The following is a 17,879-nucleotide window of genomic DNA, read 5'->3' on the forward strand; positions in this document are numbered from 1 at the left end:
CCTCTTCTTAAAGCGCTGACAGCATAAACGGGCGATCGTCTTGGGATGACTTTCGCCCGTTGCGGCGTCTTATCGGCTTAGGAACCGTGCTCGAAAATCGCCTTGGGTTCTGTAAATTCGAGCAGACCGAAAACGCCGCCTTCACGACCGACGCCACTCGATTTAAAGCCGCCGAAGGGAGCTGCAAGGTCGCGTGACGCGTCATTCACGTAGACGTTCCCCGTGCGCATACGACGCGCAAAATTCACCGCTGCCTCATGAGGACCAAAGACAGCGCCGCACAGACCGTACTGCGTGCCGTCGGCAATCGCCAGCGCTTCTTCGAGCGTGTTGTACGGCATCACCGACAGGACAGGGCCAAAGATTTCTTCCTGAGCAATCCGCATCTCAGGCCGGACATCCGAAAATACAACGGGCGGCACGAACCATCCGTCATCGGCGCCCGGTTCCGGCGGCAGCCCGCCGGCAACCAGACGAGCCCCCTCGCGGATGCCCGAAGCGATGTATCCCCGAACGCGTTCAAACTGCGCCCCGGAAATTAAGGGGCCCATACGGGTTGCCGGATCCGTGGGGTCTCCCATCGGGTAGTCTGCAAGAACGGATTTGAGAAGTGCTTCAGCGGTTTGGAGCTTTTCAGCAGGAACCAGAAATCGAGATAGCGCTGTGCAGGTCTGTCCGGCATTGAGGAGCAAGGAATCCAGCACTTTCTTCGCGGCCATCCGGCCGGCCTCATGCCCCTCGAGCTCCGGCAGCCACACCGCCGCTGACTTGCCTCCGAGCTCCAAAATGAGGCGCTTCATCATCGGGGCGGCACGGCCTGCAATTCGGCGGCCGACGGCTGTTGATCCCGTAAAGGAAATCAAATCGACCCCTGCGTGCCCGGTCATGGCCTCCCCTACGGTTTCACCGTATCCCTGTACAAGATTGAGAACCCCGGGCGGAAATCCGGCCTCTTCAAAGGCTTCAATGAGCAAAACGGCGGTAAGCGGCGTCCATTCGCTCGGCTTGAGCACAACCGTGCAGCCCATAAGCAGCGCCGGAACAACCTTCTGAATGATCTGCCCCAAAGGGTAATTCCACGGCGTAATGGCAGCGACGACACCTACTGGTTCACGCATGACGAGGGACGCGGGAAATGCTTCTTCTGCGGCAATCGACCGTGCGGCCGCAATAAATGCGGCCGTACGTTTTTGCTGATAGAGGCAGTGCTTGCTTCGTGCGAAAGCAACCGGGGCACCGAGTTCGGCGACCTCCAATTCAATGACGGCTTCCGTTTTTTCGCAAAAACGCCTGAGCATCCCTTCCATCAGCGCGATGCGCTGCGCGAGCGGCGTACTGCTCCAGCGGGGAAATGCGCTTTGAGCCGCTGCGACGGCGGCATCCACCTCTTCGGGCGTACCGTCCGGAACACGCGCGAATATTTCGCGAGTCGCCGGATTTTCAACGTCAATCATGGCGCCCTTAGGGGTTGTCCAGACGCCGTTAATGTAATGTTTTCCAAAATGCGAGTTGGCTGCGCGCATACGGATCTCCTCACTCCTTCGAGCAACAACACAATCCCGGGCTCCAACCCACCATTGTACGCATCATCCTTTGTCTTAACCTGCTAGGCAAGGCAATCGACCTTGGATTCGCTCCTGCTTCGTGCCGCGCCGAAAAAATCCATTCAGAGCGACGGTTTATTTGATCTTTGACGCAGGACTTGAGCGATTGTCTTGTCCTGAAAGCTCTGGAGACCGCGCTATTCTCAATCACACGAATAACCATTCCTTGAAGGACATTTTCATGCCGCAGGACACATTGGAACAACGCGCCGTTCTTTGGACACAGGCGCTCGTCCGAGTCCCAAGCGTTTCTGGGTCACCCGCCTGTCTGCAGGTGCTGGAAACCGCTCGAGACCTTATTGAATCAACAGGCGTCGAGGCCGACATCCGCATCCTCTTCCCTGAAGCGCCCAACCCTGTGCTGCTGGCCCGAACCGGCCGCGGCAAGGCGGGTGTGCCGGAACTCATGCTCTCGGGGCACGTCGACGTCGTCCCGCCCGCCGGCATGGAAGATCCTTGGAGCGCCCGCATCGAGGGTGACCGCATGCACGGACGCGGCACAACGGACATGAAGAGCGGCGCAGCCTGTGCGCTCACGACATTTTGTGAAGCCGCTCGTCAAGGCGTCGACGGCGTACTTTGGCTCATTCTCTCTACGGATGAGGAAACCGCGGCCCAAGGTGTCGTTAGAGCCTTGAGCTGCCCGGATGCTCCGCGTCCTCAGCTCTGCGTCATTTGTGAACCAACGGGGCTGTACGTACGTTCAGCACATCGCGGAGACTGCTGGATCCGCGTGGACTTTACCGGCAAGAGCGCTCACTCGAGCCGCCCGCATCTCGGCATCAATGCCATTGAAGCGGCGGCGCTCTTTATCGTTCACGCCAAAAAACGTCTTCCGGAACTGCTCGCAGGAAACGCCGCAGCAGGTCCGGCCTCATCCTCTATTGATCTTGTTTCGGGCGGCGCAGCGGAAAATGTTGTTCCGGCCAGTGCTTCCGTCACCATTGACTTTCGCTATCAAGGCGTAGAGTCCGCCCAAGTGCAGTGTGACCGCATTGAAAAGATTCTTTGCGAAGTTCGAACAGACCCCGACTTTCCTCCGGTTTCGACTTCACTCACGGTAACGGGCGACTGGACGGCACTCTCCACGGACATGACGCAGCCCTTGGCACAGGCCGCCGTTGCAGCGCTTGGCGAGTCGCTTGGGCATATCCCTGAAACGACCGAAATGACGGGTTGGGGTGAAGGCGGTTCAATGCAGAAATTCGGCATTCCAGCCTTCTATTTTGGGCCTGGCGACGGACCGCTCGCACATACGCCCAAAGAATCCGTCAGCGTTTCTGAAATCAAAACTGCCGTCAAAGCACTCTTCCATCTTGTGGATCGGCTGGTCGTCCATCCGAAACTGTGAAATCAGTATTGACGCAGGAAAGTATGGATTACAGGCGAAGGCGCACTGATGTGGTGCGCCTTCGCCTTTTTATGTGCTTCAAGGGCGGTTCGTCCATCCCGCGCGTGCATGGACCCCGTTATCCAAACTCAGCAGCCCGCCAGTACTCCGCTTTCGCAGATCAGCTCCTGGCTTGCTTTGCGCCTGCAAGAGCAAGCATCCCAATGAGTTTGGCACTGTCTTTGCTCATTATTTTTTTACAGTCCCTCCCTATTGAATCGGGCAAGACGCCAGATTCAATGACGGCCGCCTTTCAGATTATTTCAAGAGTTGAATTGCCATGACCAATACCTTCCGCATGCTGATGCTCACCGGCGCTCTCGCCGGAGCTTTTGCCGTCTCCACAGGCGCTGCCGCCAAGGAAATCACCGTCGCGCTCGCCTCAACCTTCACGACGATGGATCCTTACGATGCCGGCGACACGCTTTCACAGAACTCGGCCAAGTCAATGTACGAAGGGCTTTTTGGTCTCGACAAGGACATGAAGCTTAAGAACGCCCTTGCAACCGGCTACGAAGTGAGTAAGGACGGCCTGGTCTACACGGTGACGCTCAGAAAAGGCGTGATGTTCCATGACGGTACGGAATTCAAAGCCGATGCCGTCAAAGCCAATTTCGACCGCGTGACGAATAAGGACAATGCGCTCCGACGCTACACGCTCTACATGAACATTGCCAAAACCGAAGTCGTTGATGACTATACGGTGCGCATTACGCTCCATACGCCGTTCTCGGCCTTCATCAATCAGCTTGCCCATCCGGCCGGCGTGATGATTTGCCCGAAGTCGCTTGAAAAATATCCGGGCAAGCAGATTGCTTTTCATCCCTGCGGCACGGGTCCTTACATCCTGAAAGATTACAACCCCTCGGAAATTCTCCATGTTGTCAAGAACCCCAACTACTGGCAGAAGGGGCTCCCCAAACTTGACGGCATTTACTTCAAGCCGGTGCCGGAAAATTCAACGCGTGTAGCCATGCTGCGCACGGGCGAAGCACAGTTCATCTTCCCTGTTCCCCCCGAACAGGCCAAGACCTTGACTGGCAGCGACAACCTTGAAGTGACTGTTTCGCCCTCCATCATTGAGCGTTACGTCGCTTTCAACACTAAAACCAAGCCCTTCAACGACGTACGGGTGCGCAAAGCGCTCAATTACGCCGTCAATAAAGAAGCCCTTGCCAAGGTGGCCTTCAGCGGCTATGCCGTTCCGGCCACGGGCTCTGCACCGGAAGGCGTCGACTATGCCAAGGTCTATGAGCCCTGGCCTTACGATCCCAAGAAAGCCCGCGAACTCCTGAAGGAAGCGGGCTACCCGAACGGCTTCACTGCAACCCTCTGGTCGCTCTACAACCACACCACTGCACAGAAAGTCATTCAGTTCCTGCAGCAGCAGTTTGCTCAGGTCGGCGTCAAAGTTTCGATCCTTGCCATGGAAGCCGGTCAGCGTAATGAATATCTGCTGAAAAAACCTGAAGATGCCAAGCTCAACATGCTCTATGCCGGTTGGTCGAGCTCCACGGGCGAACTTGACTGGGCGCTCCGTCCGCTGCTTGCTACGGCAAGCTGGGCGCCGGTGGCGGGCAACTACGGCTTTTATTCCAGCAAGGTGCTTGACGACAGCTTTACGAAAGCACTGCTCACGACGGATCGTGCTGAAAAGACCAAGCTCTATAACGCCGGTCAGGACGCCATTTGGAACGATGCGCCGTGGATCTTTCTCATCAACGAACAGAATGTTTCGGCCAAGGTTAAGAACCTGAAGAAATTCTACGTTCAGCCTGATGCCGGCTTTGACTACTACGAAGCGGAGCTCGATTAACCGCCGCAGGGATGCAGCACACGCAACGGACAAATGGTCCCGTGTGCTGCATGGCTGTTGATTCAGAACTCACGAACAGCTCCGCTTCGCTTTTCCTTCCGTCAGTCTGCGGTTTCTCGATGAAACCGCGGGCTTTTTTTTACCGCAGTCTGAATGCTCTGGCGTTAGGAAAGTTTTGTCGGCTTAATCCTCAGTTCGTCTTCTGCCAGCTCCTCAGCTTCAGCCGCTGCCAGGGCAGCGGGTCTCGTCCGCCGCACAACGAGCAGCAGCACCAGAGCAATCAGTCCGGAACCGAGCATCACTGCAGCATACTTCCAGGCCTCCCCCAAAACGATGGGAATGAGGAGCGCCGATGACACCGCAAAAGCGCCCGTCTGAAAAAACTGCTGCACTGAAGCGGCCAAACCGCGGCTTTTGGGGAAATAGTCGAGGTTCATTACGTTGAGTGCCGGACGAACGGCCGCTGCCGCAAAGTTATAAACAACCGGCGCCAACAGCACCCAGGGGAAGACGGCAAAAGGACCATGATCAAATACCACGCCGAATAAGCCCGATGCCGCCAAAAAGCCTACCCCCCAAAAAAGCAATCGATTCTGACCAAACATCGCCAGCAGATGAGAACAGGCCCAAGAACCCGTCATGCCTGCAACAACCATCGGAATCATCAGCCAGCCGAATTCATCCACCCCCAGTCCCATCACATTGAGTACGAAATCAGCCGCGCCTGCAGAATAAACAATCAAGCCCAAGAAAATGAAGCCGTGCGCAACAACGCCCGACGTGAATGCGGGGACTTTGAGCACCTCCCCATAACGGAGCAATGTCGCCCACGGACGAAAAGAAACACGGCGTTCGCTGGGGAGCGACTCTTTCAGAACGCATGCTGAGCAAAATGCCATCGCCGCACTTAAAACGGCTAAAAAGATAAAAATGGACCGCCAGCCCAGATGAACGGTCAGTTCACCGCCTACAACCGGAGCTAATGCCGGGGCCAGCCCAAAAATAACCGCGATGAGCGCGATGATTTTTGCTGCATCACCCCCGCTCCAGCGATCGCGAACAATAGCCTGAGTGACAACAGGCCCCGCAGCCGCTGCCATCCCCATTACAAACCGCCAGATAAAGAACGCTTCCATCGAGTCGGCAAAAAGAAGCCCCAGCGACGAGACAGCAAATACCGTCATTGAAAGGGCAAGCACAGCCTTTCGTCCGAAAGCATCTGAAGCCGCCCCTATCAGAAGCGACGTACAGGCAAATGCGGCCAGATAGATCGAAAGCGTCTGCTGCACGGTTACAAGCCCAACGCCGTAATGCTGCCCTATTTCATCAAAGGCGGGGACATACGCATTCGCAGCAAAAGGGCCAATCGAAGAGACAAAGGCGAGAAGCGCAGCATCTTTGGCCGTAGGACGGCCGGATTTTGTCGCAGCTGCGACCTCATGATCCTCTTCGGCAGCCATTTTCGGATCATCAGCAGGTGTTTGTACAAGGGACATAGGGATACGGGCTTGTAATTCAGCGTGAGCCCATCAATATTCATCAGACTTCTCGGCGAAGTCTAAAGCAAACCTTGCCCCTATCCGCCGAACACGACTGGATCCTCGTAATTTTGTTTTCGAAAAGTAAACAAAATTATTTTGTATAACCAATATGCCTATATTTACGGCCTGTTTGATATTTCAAACCGCAATCTTATTCATAACCAGCCAAAAGAATAAAAGTATGTCTTTATAGCCACGTTGTATTTCTTTTCTGAATCCAGCTCAATTCTGCAAAATAGGTACTAATACCAATACGTGTTGATGATTTAGTGTCGATGAATTGATTTTTCCAGTTTGAGTTGCAACTTCTTAAAAGACCGCGTAATCTTGAACCCGAGATCAGGTAGATCTCAAGTTTTTAACAGCTCATACATGTCATAGGAGAATTAGTATGACCGGCAGCAATTTTCGTTCTATTCGCGAACATCTCGAACTCTCTGTTGAACAGCTCGCTGATATCCTGCGCGTTTCTGCTCATCAGATCATTGCTTGGGAACATGGTATGTCCCAGATTCCTTCTGTTTATGCTGATCGCCTTTTCCGCTTTGACCGTCACGGTCTCTGCTTCTTCGCACCGCGAAGCTAATAATTTGATTTTTAGGTAAATAATATGAATAAATCTCGAAAACGTCCGCCGGACGATCCTGCGAAATAAAGGGGCTGCACCTGTAATTGGGTACAGCCCCTTTCTTTTGCCTGCCCATCTTCACGAGACTGAAACGCATTCTTTATAACTGTTTTCATCAAAACATCAAGATTCTGCCGCGAATGCTGTTTTCGTGACTGGATCTTCTATGCTAGGCACTAACCCTAAACTCAATTGTCGGTTTGGTTCCCTGATGTTTGTTTTTCGATTTATCTGCTTGCAAGCCGAAATAAAGCTGGTGTACTCTAATCACGAGATCAGGAATATCTCATTTTTAGAACAATTCGGTAATTTTGGACTACAGAAATGCTTTCTTCGATTCTTAGAATTTGCGGTGCTCTTTTTGATGCTTTTGCCCAAGACTTTATCAATACCTTCTGCATGGGCATCTCCCGAGACCTCCATGAAGTCAGTGCGCCGTTCCCCGCAGAAGATAATTCGACGTCAACTCGCACCGCTTGAAGTCTATTTTCATTCAATAGGAGTCAACATGCCGGAATATCGAAAACCTCCAGTTGACGAAGCTCCCAAATAAAAGGGCTGTACTTCAAGTACAGCCCTTTTATTTATCAGCTTACATTATGAGTGTATCGTATTCAATTAATATTTCTTCATCTGTTTTCAAAAATCTTCACTTATTACATTTCGTCTGACATAATTAAAGGCTATTTTATTTTTAGGTATTAGCCCTTAATAGGATTGATAGTTTAGCGATTCATTCTTTTTTAATTCATCATCGACTTGCATCTCTTTTATGAGAGGGGTAATCTAAGTCTCGAGGTCAGGAAGATCTCAAGTTTTTAACAACACCATTGAATCTTTAGGAGTTTTAAAATGGCTATGCATCTTATTCATACGATCGGTTCCATCATCGCTGCCTTTGCAGAAGAGTATTTGAATACCTTCTGTCTGGGTGTTTCCCGCAATATGCGTTCTGTCAGCGTTCCGTTCGCGAGCGAACAGCACTAATCTTTAAGAGGCATCACAATATGGGTAAACCGCGAAAACGCCTAGACGGCGAATCAGCAAAATAAAGGGGCTGCACCTGATAATGGTTCAGCCCCTTTCTTTTGCTTCTAACGCCGCGCCAGCCCGCTTTCTCTGCTGCTGGGTCTCTTTGCCTCGCCCTGTCAGACTGGATGCTTCTCAGCCTAGCTGCCGTTCACAGACGCAGCGCCCAGCGTTCTTTTAATAGGCTCCTTTCTTAAAGCCTAAGGTCACTTGATCCAGCCACAATGCGTCGGATATTTTGTTGAAAATATTTCTCTTGGCCGCGCCGCCCTTCTGTGCGGGGGGGGGGGGGGGGGTAACTTTTCCTCGGCGCTCTTGCTTGATAGAGGCACTCCGGGAAGGTATCTGTTCGAGCGCAGCTGTACCCGTCTCCTCCAGAATCTTGCTTTCAAACGAGGTTGCCGCTTCGTGCTCGGGCTCAGCCGCACTGACGGGTTGCTGCAGTTCCCTCTCAGCTGCAACGTCCTCATCGTCGATCACCTGTGTGCCTTGAGCCCCATTTTCAGAGGTTGCGGCAATGTATTCTTCCACCGTCAGCTGATGAACCGGCGCCAATAAACGATAGCCGCGTTTTGGTACCGTTTTAATATATTCCGGTGCCTCTTTAGCACTGCGGCCGTCTTTTAAAAATTTTCGTAATTCGAAAATGGCCTGAGTGATAGCCTGATCTGTTACAACATCCCGATCCCAGCAATTATCAATAATCTCTTGTCTGGAAACTACCTCCATAGGATGCTGCGCAAAATAAAACAACAGATCCATCAGCCGCGGCGGCAGGACGCTTCGACGGTTTTTTCGCCGAATTGAATTTGATCTAGGATTGGCTACCCAATCGGCAACAGTAAAAAATGCACTCTCCATTGTTCCCTCTCGAATTAACTATCTTGACCATCTTCTATTGTTATTTATCGCGGTCCTTATACTGTTTCTCATTGTAGTTGATCAGTTCGATTGAGTACATCACCCTATTGGAATAGCAAGAAAAATGCATATTTACCGTTTATCGTTGTTTATCAACTTATTTGTGATGTACTCACACTTATCTGCGTCAACATATAAACTCAGTATTTATACGCACTGCGGATTCAAAGTCTCCTCAAAGCATTTACATCTGTAAACTCTTAAACTGTTAAATACTGCCCCGTGGGCTTAGCCAAAATATCTTTATTGCTCAGGGAGCTCTGTGCTCCCATCCTTGGCAACAAAGAGACCATAAAACGCAATGCCCAAGAAGAAGACAATGGTCGCAAACTTCATGACATCGCCGTCCATGAGGCTGAAATACCACCCGATGAAGATGAGTGAGCCCAAGGCTGCCGCTTCAACACAAACCTTCTTGACGCCTTGAAGTCCGGCTCTGCGCACAACTACAAAAGTGGCGGCCATACAGAGAAAATACGGGAAGACATTGGTAATGACCGAGATGTCCACCAGCAGATCAAACTGACTGAACAAGTTGGAGACCGGCATAAACGGCACCAACAGCGTCTGGATGATGCAGAGGATGAATAGTCCCATATAAGGAACACCCGTTCTGCCAACGCGTTTAAACAGCGCCGGGAAGTATCCCAGCCTGGCGGAGGTCATGAAGACTCGGTACATCGTAAACTGCCACGTAACGAGTGACCCGACACAGGCCAAAAAGAGCAGCACTGCCAGTATGCGGCTCGCCGTCGAACCAAAAAGACTCACGAAGATGACAAAGAGCGGAGCTCCCGAATCCACCAGTTCTGACTCTGGAAGCAAGCCTGCGGTCAAAGTTGTTGATCCGACATAAATGACTGCCACCGCAAGGGTAGCGGCCAATACAGCTTTAGGAACAGACTTTTCTGGGTTATCGACGCTGTCGTCGTTAGCGCAAGCTGACTCTAATCCCAAAAAGGCCCAGAACATCATGGGGGCCGTCGCCGTCACCGCGGTCTGCATCGACAAATCACGAGGATTCCAATTCTGTGCAAACAACTGTGCGTCAAAGCTGAACGGCGCCGCACAGATTAGAAAAAGGAGCGGGATCAAGATGCCCCAGATGGTCACCGCGCTGAGGCGCCCCATGGCTTTAACGCCCGCGAAGTTCACCAGCGTCGAGAGCCAAAGCAGCGCTATCGTTAAGCACTGCACAACGCCCAAATCGGCCTGAATGCCGAAAATACCCAGCAGATAGCCGACAGCGGTGGTAGCAATGGCAACGTTGGCGATGACGACAGAAAATGCGTAAATATAGTTGGTCAAAAAAGAGCCGGGCATACCGAAGGCATTTTCGGCGATAGCGCCTAAACCGCCCAGACGATATTTGGAGTAAATCCCGCAGTTGGCAAATGCGTATGCCATCGCGACAGCTGCAAGGCAAACAACAAACCAGGATAAAAGTCCGATCCCACCCACCTGAGCAACTTTCGCCGGCAGCATCAGGATTCCCGATCCCAGCATGTTCAAAGCAGTCAGCAGCATGAACTGCGTTCTGTTCATTTTGAATTTAGTCATTTGTGGCCCCTTTTTGCCCTCTGGCCGCAAACAAGAGCAGCCCCGCAGGAGAAACTTTCCTGCGCGGCTGCCATTGCGTTTACAAAATCAACTCAATGATCAATTCTTGCTCTCCGGTCTCAGCGCGGGGAAGAGCAAGACGTCACGAATCGTAGGTGCGTCCGTAAGCAACATCATAAAGCGATCGATGCCGATGCCGCACCCGGCGGTTGGCGGCAATCCATATTCAAGTGCCGTCACGTAATCTGCGTCGTAATACATCGCTTCATCGTCACCGTGTCCCTTGCGTTCAACCTGAGCGCGGAAGCGAGCTGCCTGATCATCCGGATCGTTAAGTTCGGAGAAGCCGTTAGCGGTTTCTCGGCCGGCAATGAAGAGTTCAAAGCGTTCCGTAATGTCCGGATTCACATCCGAGGCGCGGGCCAAAGGCGAAATTTCCGTCGGATAGTCAATGATGAAGGTCGGCTTGATGAGCTTCTTTTCAACGGTTTCGTCAAAAAGCGCCATCTGCAGCGAGCCGAGCGTCGGATCAATCTGCTCGTCGGCACCGAGACGCTTAAGTTCCTTCTTCAGGAAATCTTCGTCCACGAGCTGACTTTCAGTGTATTCGGGGCTGTACTTCAAGATGGCCTGCTTCGGCGTGAGCTTGTCGAAGGGCTCCTCGAAATTGATCGTCATTCCCTGATACGTCACGATGGCCGAACCGGTCACTTCACGCGCGACATGTCGCAGAAGCGCTTCGGTAAATTCCATCTGGTCCTTATAGGTCCAATAGGTGGCGTAGAATTCCATCATGGTGAATTCTGGGTTGTGACGCGCATCAATGCCTTCATTGCGGAAGTTTCGATTTATTTCGAATACGCGTTCAAAGCCGCCAACCACCAGACGCTTCAGATAAAGTTCCGGCGCAATGCGCAGGTACATTTCAGTATTCAGCGCATTATGGTGCGTGATGAAGGGACGTGCATTGGCGCCGCCCGGAATCGGATGCAGCATCGGCGTTTCCACTTCCAGGAAGTCGTTGGCCAGCATGAAATTGCGAATGGAGGCAATTGCCTTCGAACGCTTGATAAAGCGCTCGCGTGATTCGGCATTGACCATCAAATCCACATAGCGGCGGCGATAGCAGAATTCCTGGTCCTGCAGGCCCTTGTGCTTATCGGGCATCGGCCGAAGGCTCTTGGCCATCAAGCGGAATGACGTCACCTTAATGGCCAGATCGCCGGCCTGAGTACGCATCAGCGTACCTTCACAAGCAACGATGTCGCCGAGGTCGAGCGTCTTGAAATCTGCGTAAGCGGCTTCGCCCACCGTGCTTTCTTGGACGAAATACTGCATTGTCCCCGTATAGTCGCGGACGGTCGCAAAAGTGAGTCGGCCCATGACTCGCTTGAGCATCACACGGCCTGCACAAGCGACCTTCGGCGCGAGCGCTGCAAGCTCTTCAGCGGTCTTGTTGCCGTACTTTTCGTTAAGGTCACCGAACAAATCCTTGCGGACAAAGTCATTCGGATAGGCGACGCCGTGTTCGCGAAGCTTAAGGAGCTTGGCGCGGCGTTCCGCAATAACCGAATTTTCATTTTGTACTTCTGTGACCGAGATGTTCTCGTTAGTCATGTAGCCACCTAATGTAAGTTGGGATTGATGGATTGGGTTCTGGTGGAGTGAAAAGCGGCAGAGATCTTCCAGCATCCCACTGCTCGTATGGGGCTGCAGGCGGCGGACACATTGGAACCCAACAAATGTGTCCGCCGCCCCACCAGCAGATCTCTGCCTAACCTAGAAGCCTTACATCTTCAGAACCTTGACGGTGTAGGAACCGTCCGGCTGACGATAGGCACCGTGGATATCGGTTTCGAAGCCCGGGAAGTGCTCGCCGATTTCGCAGAGCATGAGCATGAAGTCCAGCACCGCGCGGTTGTCGGCCGTGAGCATTTCGCCCGGCATAACCAGAGGAACTCCCGGCGGATACGGCAGAATCATGTTGGCATTGACCTTGTCCTGCATATCCTGAATGCGGACTTCCTCAACCTCACCGTTGAGTTCGCGCTGGAAGGCATCAAACGGCGTCATGACCATCTTCGGCAGCGTTTCAAACGCGTGGAACATCATGTTCGGCAGATCGTGTTCAACGATGAGCTTATGGATGCCCTGGGCCAGTTCCTGCAGACGCATGCCGTCGTAGAAGCTCGGATCCTTCTTGTAAAGCGACGGGATCGCTTCCTTGATCTCAAGATTGCGGTCGTAGTCGCGGCGGAAGTTGCAGAGTTCACGCAGCAGCCCCATCGCCTTCGTGTTGTCGATACCGAAGGAGAAGAGGAAGAGCAGGTTGTAGGGACCCGTCTTTTCAACGATCACGCCGCGGTCATCCAAGTACTTGGAAACGATCGAAGCGGGAATGCCGCGCTCAGCCATCGTGCCGTCGCCATTGAGACCCGGCGTGAGGAGCGTGACCTTGATCGGGTCAAGATACATGTGCTCTTGATCGATGTTGCGGAAGCCATGCCACTTGTCTTCGGGCTTGAGTTCCCAGCATTCCTTCGTGCCGATGTTTTCGGGCTGCCACACGTCGAAGAACCAAGAATCGGATTCTTCGCGAAGACGCTTGATTTCCTTACGGAAGCGAATCGCACGATCGATGGATTCATCAATCAGACGGTGACCGACGTTGCCGCGCATCATAGCGGCAGCAGTTTCCGTCGATGCCACGATCGGATAGAAGGGCGACGTGGAGGTGTGCATCATGAACGCTTCGTTGAACGTCGCTTCATTGATTTCACCCTTCACATGGATCATGGAAGCCTGCGAGAACGCAGCCAGCAGCTTATGCGTCGACTGGGTTTCGTAGATCACCTTGCCCTCTGTACGGCCACCGCTCATGCCGGCGAGGCCCTGATAAATCGGGCTGAAGTTGGTGTAAGGCACCCACGCGGAGTCGAAGTGAATCGACTTCACATCCAGCGTATTCTTGATGAAGCCGGTGTTGTAGAACAGACCGTCATAGGTGGAGTTGGTCACCACAGCGTGAACCGGCCACGTGGCGTTTGGCGTTTCCTTCACACGCTTTTCAATGGTTTCGTGCTTAAATTCGCTCTGCGGGATACCGCCCAGAATGCCGTAGGCGTTGCGGGTCGGGCGCAGATAGATTGGGATCACATTGCTCATCATCATCAGATGCGTGAGCGACTTGTGGCAGTTGCGGTCAATCAGCACAGTGCTGCCGGCCGGAGCGGAGTACAGACCGATGATCTTATTGGCGGTCGACGTGCCGTTCGTAACGATGTAGCTGCGGTCAGCATTGAACGTCTCAGCGATGTATTTCTCAGCATCGCGATGAGGACCGGAGTGGTCAAGCAGAGAGCCGAGTTCACCCACGGAAACCGAAACGTCAGCCTTGAAGGTATTGGCGCCGAAGAAGTCATAGAACAATGCGCCGACCGGGCTGTGCTGGAAGGCCGTGCCGCTCATATGGCCCGGCGTGCAGAATGTGTACTTGCCTTCTTTGGCAAAGTTCATCAATGCGCGTGTCAGCGGAGGCGTAACAGCCTTTTCGTATTCCTCGACCTTCTGGGAGATCGTAACGGCGATGTCCGCAGCGTTCGAAATTTCATATTCGAAGAATTCAACATTCAGTGAGAGCTGCTGGAACGTAGCATCCGTCACACTGTTGGAGCTCGAGAAAGCAAAAACGGGGAGATATTCATTGAAATCATGAATTTGCTGGCAGAGTTCCTGAGGAGAATCTTCCCAGTCGATCACCACACCGGCAAGGCGGGCATTATTTTCGACGACGCGAACAAGATCCGCCTGATCGGCGGCAAATACGACTTCGAACCCGCGTTTTTTTAAGCACTCATTCAGGCTGTGAATCGGGGCGTCTTTAAAGAAACGACCAGGCGAGACGAGCTCAACGATGATGTTCATAATGAAACCTCACAAAGGGAGATGTGGTGGTGAAACCAGAAGGGGCTGGGCCTGCCCTCTCAATCCGTCACATAAAGTGAGCAGCCCCAGCCAGAGGAAGAAGTTGATGAAAGAGGTGTTGACTGATTAGTTGTCGCCGACGAGCACTGCAGCTTTGCCAGCTTCGGATTTGTCGGAAGCTTCTGCAGCAGTAGCCTTGACAGTCGCCTGGAGCTTGCCCTTCTTCCAGGAGAAGAACATCATGATGACCAGGCTGACGATGAAGGTAGCGATCAGTTGGTTGAAACCGGCGCCGGCCAGGGCGATGAAGCAGAATCCGCTGCCGAGGACCGATGCGATGCAGCTGATAACGTTGCGGGTCGTTGCGCCTTCGATGCGCAGCAGGTTGACGCAGCTGTAGAAGTACGGGAGCATCGTGAGAAGAACCGCGATACCGGTGATCATGCCGAAGAGGTCAGAAGCAGAGCCGCCGCTTGCGTTCATGGCCGTGATGACCGCCATAAGCACCGTCATTTGCGTGGCCGAGAGGATCAGACCCTTGCGGGGCAGACCGTTCTTGTCGAGTTCACCGTAGATCTTGGGGATATAGCCTTCCTGAGCGGCACGGGCACCGGCCTGAGTAACAAGCATCATCCAAGAGCCGAGCGAGGTGAGGCAGGCGAGAGCCGTGATGGCAGACACAACCGGAGCAGCCCAGTCACCGACCATCAGCGAAGCCGAAAGAGCAAACGGAGCACCCGAGGCAGCCGTCACAGAGGCCGGGAACATGCCGGCGATAGCCTGAGACGAACCGATGTAGACGAGACCGGCGAGCAAGGCGCCAAGCATCGTGGCGAGCGGAACCGTACGGCGAGGATTGTCAACGAGACCGGACGAGACAGAGGCCGATTCAATACCGATGAAGGCCCAGAGGCACAGCAGAACGCTGCGGCAGGTAGCATCCAAGTCAGTCGTGCCAGAGACATTCCAGTTATCCATGTAGAGCTGGGGATCAAACCAGAACCAGCCGAAAGTTGCCGTGCCGACAACAGGGATAAGGAGCGCAATAACGCCGAACGTAGTGACCTTGCCGATCATTGAGCCGCCGAAGAAGTTGAGGATCGTGAAGAACCACACCACCGCGACGCAGGCAATGCCGGCAGGAATGGGATGATTGAGAATTGGGAAGAAGACTGAGAGATAGGAAACAGCAGTAATTGCAATTGCAAGGTTGCCGATCCAGTTGGCGTGGTAATAAAGCACGCCGGTTTGATACCCGAAGGCCGGGCTAATTTCACCCGCATAAGCGACAGGACCGCCGCTTTGCGGATTCACTGTAGATAGACGGGCATATACATATGCAAGCGCCAACGCGCCAAACATAGCAATCAGCCAACCAAACAGTGCAACAGAACCAATACTGGCGAGATTTGAGGGAAGCAGGGCGATGCCGCTACCCATCATGTTACCGGCAACAATGCCAGTACATGCAAATAGTCCGATTTTTTTCCCAGATGACATTTTGTGCCCCAGAAGTTGATGAAACAACATCTTCAAAACGAACCGGCTTCCTTCTTCTCGCCGAACCATGCTGAAGCTGTTGCAGCAATATTGAACTTTTAGGGCCTTTAAAGCCTCATAGAAATATAAAAAAGCAATCACATAACAAACATTTGTCGATTGTTATGTATATTTCATATATTTCAACTAGTTAATTGATATCAATTTCATATAACAGTCCTCATAAAACCTATCTTTTTCTGAAATAGACAGATTATTGATACTAAATTAACGCCATATTGATAAAGATATCTTCCTGATTAATTCCAAACAATAGGAATGCATCACCCAAACTTTATATTTTCATTCATTACAATAGACAATTAAAGGACCTTTTGGGTTAACAATTAAGCGTTAACACCAAGACCGTAAAACTGCAATTAACGCAATTCCAATTGACCCTTAAAACATTTTTCTAAAAAGAATAGACAGGCCTTTATTTCTTTAACTTATTAGCCAAATCATTTTTGCTGTGATGAATGCTCAAAATAAATAAATTTCATAGACTTGCAGTACTGACGACCTTAGGCATAAAGTTCCTTCTTCATCTCCAAAGCCTCGAACCTCATGCAGACAGCCAACCTTTCACCGGCACCCACCTCAATTCCCTATCGAGGACGATTCGCGCCGTCTCCTACCGGGCGGCTTCATGCCGGGAGTCTTGCTGCGGCATTGGCCAGTTGGCTTGACGCTCGTGCGCATGGCGGGATATGGCTCGTGCGCATTGAAGACATTGACCCTCCGCGAGATGTACCCGGAGCCGGAGAAGCCATCATTAAAGCGTTGGCACGCTTTGGCATGACCTCTGATGAGCCCATTCTCTGGCAGCATGACCGCTTAAAGGCCTATGCGGACGCGCTCGCCAAACTGACTGCTGAGGGCTTTATCTACGGCTGCGCCTGCTCACGCAAAGAAATTCAGCTCGCTGACGAAGCATTGGGTCTGCCGATTGGCGTGTATCCGGGCACCTGTCGACACGGCACTCAGGAGCGCCCAGTGCGTGCACTTCGATTCCGCGTGCCCGCAGGCAATGTCCGATTCCATGACCGTCGCTTAGGCGACTATCTGCAAAATGTTGAGAAAACCGTGGGAGATTTCGTTCTGAAGCGCGCCGACGGGTTTTGGGCCTATCAGCTTGCCGTCGTCGTTGACGATCTTTACCAAGGCGTCACCGACATCGTGCGCGGTGCGGATCTGATAGACAACACGCCGCGGCAAATATTGCTCACCCAAGCGCTCGGCGCCGCACCATTGCGCTATTTCCATATCCCACTCGTGCTCAATGACCGCGGGGAAAAACTGTCCAAACAGGCCGGTGCAGCCCCCATTGATAATGAAGAACCATTGCCTGCACTCGAAGCAGCGTTCGAACATCTGGGATTTCAACGATTGGGCGCCGATTCAGTATCGAGTTTTCTCCAAAAAGCCGTGCCGTTGTGGCAAGAACGCTGGGGCCGCTGATTCAAACGCAAGAGGCAGAACGGTCATCATGCTCTTCCAACACAAGGAATTGGATAGTGATGCCGAGCCATTTCGATCGATGCCCGCCTCTTCCGAGCAGGCAGATACCGCACGATGCTGAAAAATCGTGCTTCATCGATTCATTTTCAGTGAAATTAATTGATATTTCCGCTCAACCGCATGGTCTTTGAGTGCGGTAAGTTTCCACTGCAGCTGCTTGCCTGGTGTTCTGCGGGCAGAGCTCTTCTTCACAACAGGCCGGATAGCTGGATATCCCTCGAATCCATCTGCCCTGGTCGCAATCATCATCTTTGCTGTTGAGATCGGACTTAAATTTGCAGAATTTCAGCTGCGGCATTATTGATGCCGCAGAATTGACTGTGTGAGTTCTTAGACTGCAAAGTGAAAAAAAGGACGTTAATCGTTCAGCCTTATGGAGCACCTAAAGCTCACGATTAACGCCCAT

Annotated in this window: 12 protein-coding genes; 5 read left to right on the forward strand and 7 right to left on the reverse strand. The window is 52.5% G+C overall.

From position 1 onward, the window contains the following. Nucleotides 1–77 precede the first annotated feature (77 nt). A complete protein-coding gene (locus DES29_RS06980) occupies nucleotides 78–1,523 on the reverse strand; it encodes an aldehyde dehydrogenase family protein (protein WP_113854650.1) in 1,446 nt (481 codons plus the stop codon). Between the two features lie 262 nt (nucleotides 1,524–1,785). Here DES29_RS06980 and DES29_RS06985 point away from each other — a divergent pair, with 262 nt between their 5' ends. Continuing rightward, nucleotides 1,786–2,955, forward strand: a complete 1,170-nt coding sequence (locus DES29_RS06985) for a M20 family metallopeptidase (RefSeq protein ID WP_021995835.1) — start codon at nucleotides 1,786–1,788, stop codon at nucleotides 2,953–2,955. A 319-nt stretch (nucleotides 2,956–3,274) separates the two neighbouring features. Next, nucleotides 3,275–4,810, forward strand: a complete 1,536-nt coding sequence (gsiB, locus tag DES29_RS06995; protein WP_021995833.1) for a glutathione ABC transporter substrate-binding protein GsiB — start codon at nucleotides 3,275–3,277, stop codon at nucleotides 4,808–4,810. A gap of 164 nt (nucleotides 4,811–4,974) precedes the next feature. Here the strand turns inward: gsiB and DES29_RS07000 are convergent, their stop codons facing one another. Then, a complete protein-coding gene (locus DES29_RS07000; protein WP_016474878.1) occupies nucleotides 4,975–6,306 on the reverse strand; it encodes a multidrug effflux MFS transporter in 1,332 nt (443 codons plus the stop codon). Between the two features lie 436 nt (nucleotides 6,307–6,742). Here DES29_RS07000 and DES29_RS07005 point away from each other — a divergent pair, with 436 nt between their 5' ends. Next, nucleotides 6,743–6,937 carry a helix-turn-helix domain-containing protein gene (locus DES29_RS07005; RefSeq protein WP_005432070.1) on the forward strand — a complete coding sequence of 65 codons (195 nt, stop codon included), beginning with the start codon at nucleotides 6,743–6,745 and terminating at the stop codon, nucleotides 6,935–6,937. A gap of 894 nt (nucleotides 6,938–7,831) precedes the next feature. After that, complete coding sequence (locus tag DES29_RS12670) at nucleotides 7,832–7,966, forward strand: hypothetical protein (protein WP_016474880.1); 135 nt, start codon at nucleotides 7,832–7,834, stop codon at nucleotides 7,964–7,966. Nucleotides 7,967–8,185: 219 nt separating this feature from the next. On the opposite strand, the gene DES29_RS07010 is transcribed toward DES29_RS12670, so the two are convergent. From DES29_RS07010 to cadB, 5 genes are all read right to left on the reverse strand, one after another. Beyond that, nucleotides 8,186–8,869: a winged helix-turn-helix domain-containing protein gene (locus DES29_RS07010; protein WP_113854651.1), complete on the reverse strand. Its 684-nt coding sequence runs from the start codon at nucleotides 8,867–8,869 to the stop codon at nucleotides 8,186–8,188. 303 nt (nucleotides 8,870–9,172) lie between these two features. Further along, a complete protein-coding gene (gene potE / locus DES29_RS07015; RefSeq protein WP_016474884.1) occupies nucleotides 9,173–10,489 on the reverse strand; it encodes a putrescine-ornithine antiporter in 1,317 nt (438 codons plus the stop codon). A gap of 99 nt (nucleotides 10,490–10,588) precedes the next feature. Beyond that, nucleotides 10,589–12,106, reverse strand: coding sequence for a lysine--tRNA ligase (lysS, locus tag DES29_RS07020; RefSeq protein ID WP_016474885.1), 1,518 nt, complete (start codon nucleotides 12,104–12,106; stop codon nucleotides 10,589–10,591). 171 nt (nucleotides 12,107–12,277) lie between these two features. Beyond that, a complete protein-coding gene (locus tag DES29_RS07025) occupies nucleotides 12,278–14,413 on the reverse strand; it encodes a lysine decarboxylase LdcC (RefSeq protein ID WP_005432065.1) in 2,136 nt (711 codons plus the stop codon). A 126-nt stretch (nucleotides 14,414–14,539) separates the two neighbouring features. Further along, nucleotides 14,540–15,982, reverse strand: a complete 1,443-nt coding sequence (gene cadB, locus DES29_RS07030) for a cadaverine/lysine antiporter (protein WP_337388117.1) — start codon at nucleotides 15,980–15,982, stop codon at nucleotides 14,540–14,542. A 537-nt stretch (nucleotides 15,983–16,519) separates the two neighbouring features. On the opposite strand from cadB, the gene gluQRS reads away from it, so the two are divergent. Continuing rightward, nucleotides 16,520–17,413, forward strand: a complete 894-nt coding sequence (gene gluQRS / locus DES29_RS07035; RefSeq protein WP_113854652.1) for a tRNA glutamyl-Q(34) synthetase GluQRS — start codon at nucleotides 16,520–16,522, stop codon at nucleotides 17,411–17,413. The last annotated feature ends 466 nt before the right edge of the window (nucleotides 17,414–17,879 follow it).

Source organism: Sutterella wadsworthensis, assembly GCF_003315195.1.
GTDB lineage: Bacteria > Pseudomonadota > Gammaproteobacteria > Burkholderiales > Burkholderiaceae_F > Sutterella > Sutterella wadsworthensis.

Excerpts from the sequence above, each read along its gene's own strand:
- DES29_RS06980 (WP_113854650.1), bottom strand. The coding sequence starts at position 1,523 with ATGCGCGCAGCCAACTCGCATTTTGGAAAACATTACATTAACGGCGTC.
- potE (WP_016474884.1), bottom strand. The coding sequence starts at position 10,489 with ATGACTAAATTCAAAATGAACAGAACGCAGTTCATGCTGCTGACTGCT.
- DES29_RS06985 (WP_021995835.1), top strand. The coding sequence starts at position 1,786 with ATGCCGCAGGACACATTGGAACAACGCGCCGTTCTTTGGACACAGGCG.
- DES29_RS12670 (WP_016474880.1), top strand. The coding sequence starts at position 7,832 with ATGGCTATGCATCTTATTCATACGATCGGTTCCATCATCGCTGCCTTT.
- DES29_RS07000 (WP_016474878.1), bottom strand. The coding sequence starts at position 6,306 with ATGTCCCTTGTACAAACACCTGCTGATGATCCGAAAATGGCTGCCGAA.
- gsiB (WP_021995833.1), top strand. The coding sequence starts at position 3,275 with ATGACCAATACCTTCCGCATGCTGATGCTCACCGGCGCTCTCGCCGGA.
- DES29_RS07010 (WP_113854651.1), bottom strand. The coding sequence starts at position 8,869 with ATGGAGAGTGCATTTTTTACTGTTGCCGATTGGGTAGCCAATCCTAGA.
- lysS (WP_016474885.1), bottom strand. The coding sequence starts at position 12,106 with ATGACTAACGAGAACATCTCGGTCACAGAAGTACAAAATGAAAATTCG.
- cadB (WP_337388117.1), bottom strand. The coding sequence starts at position 15,982 with ATGGTTCGGCGAGAAGAAGGAAGCCGGTTCGTTTTGAAGATGTTGTTT.
- DES29_RS07005 (WP_005432070.1), top strand. The coding sequence starts at position 6,743 with ATGACCGGCAGCAATTTTCGTTCTATTCGCGAACATCTCGAACTCTCT.
- DES29_RS07025 (WP_005432065.1), bottom strand. The coding sequence starts at position 14,413 with ATGAACATCATCGTTGAGCTCGTCTCGCCTGGTCGTTTCTTTAAAGAC.
- gluQRS (WP_113854652.1), top strand. The coding sequence starts at position 16,520 with ATGCAGACAGCCAACCTTTCACCGGCACCCACCTCAATTCCCTATCGA.